This is a genomic window from Pseudoalteromonas sp. bablab_jr011 (assembly GCF_016464045.1).
Lineage (GTDB): Bacteria > Pseudomonadota > Gammaproteobacteria > Enterobacterales > Alteromonadaceae > Pseudoalteromonas > Pseudoalteromonas lipolytica.
Window position 1 is genome coordinate 1 of sequence record NZ_JACDWU010000199.1, and the last position, 1,091, is coordinate 1,091.

Annotated in this window: 1 protein-coding gene; it reads left to right on the top strand. The window is 48.4% G+C overall.

The window, feature by feature from the left end:
- The first annotated feature begins 105 nt into the window (after window positions 1–105).
- Window positions 106–1,056, top strand: a complete 951-nt coding sequence (locus tag JIG41_RS12000; protein ID WP_063528617.1) for an IS30 family transposase — start codon at window positions 106–108, stop codon at window positions 1,054–1,056.
- The last annotated feature ends 35 nt before the right edge of the window (window positions 1,057–1,091 follow it).

The following is a 1,091-nucleotide window of genomic DNA, read 5'->3' on the forward strand; positions in this document are numbered from 1 at the left end:
CCCGAATTCAGATAATAAGTGCACCACTCATGGTTAAACGGTGAGAAGAGATCAACTGCCTGTTGGTGGTACTCTATCGTCGCCAAACAAACAGAAGCATTTACCATGAGTTACAAGCAGTTGATCGCAGGACAAAGATACCAGATAGAAGCCTACTTACGCGAGGGCTTTAGTTATCGTGAGATAGGCAAACGCCTGAAAGTCAGTCATAGCACCATTAGCCGAGAAATCAGACGAAATAGGATCCGGGAAAATCACTATCTACCCGAAGTCGCCCAGGCAAAGACACTCAAAAGGCGCGTTCAAGCCGCAAAGTCGTGTCTATCTAAGCTGACCATCACCTTTGTTGAGTTCGGATTAAAACAAAAGTGGAGTCCCGAGCAAATTGCAGGCGTGGGCCGGATTATTGGGCTTTCAGTGAGTCATGCATGGATTTACGGTTATGTGCAACGGGATAAATTGAGTGGCGGCAAGTTGTTTAGGCACTTACGACAAGGCCATCGACGATATCGCAAAGGTCGTCGTGCGAAGCGTGTCATTATCCCGAACCGAGTGGGCATTGAGCACCGCCCAGCGATTGTTGACAAGAAAAGACGGTTCGGTGACTGGGAAGCTGATACCGTACTGGGTAAGCATGGAACGGGTGCCATAGTCAGCCTAGTTGAACGCCAAAGCAAGCTTTATTTAATACGTAAAGTGCCAGCAAAGAGCGCGGCAGACGTAAGCAGAGCCATGATAGGCATGCTGTGGCGATATCGCCGTCATGTGCATACGATAACCGCTGATAATGGCAGCGAGTTCTGTGACCACGAGCTAGTTGCAGATAAGCTCAACACTGATATTTATTTTGCGAATCCGTATTCCTCATGGGAGCGCGGATTGAATGAAAACTTCAACGGTTTACTGCGCCAGTACATACGCAAAGGCACGGATTTAAGAACGGTAACGGATAAGCAGGTGGCCGATATAGAACGTGCGCTAAACGCCAGACCTAGAAAGTGCCTAGGTTACAAACAGCCTGTCGTTGTGTTTAACGAATTACGCAATGCGGCCTAATTTAGCGAGTGGTGCACTTCGGGGTTGAATTCGCG

Bases quoted from the DNA above. Each gene is read 5' to 3' on its own strand.
- JIG41_RS12000 (WP_063528617.1), top strand. From the start codon at position 106: ATGAGTTACAAGCAGTTGATCGCAGGACAAAGATACCAGATAGAAGCC.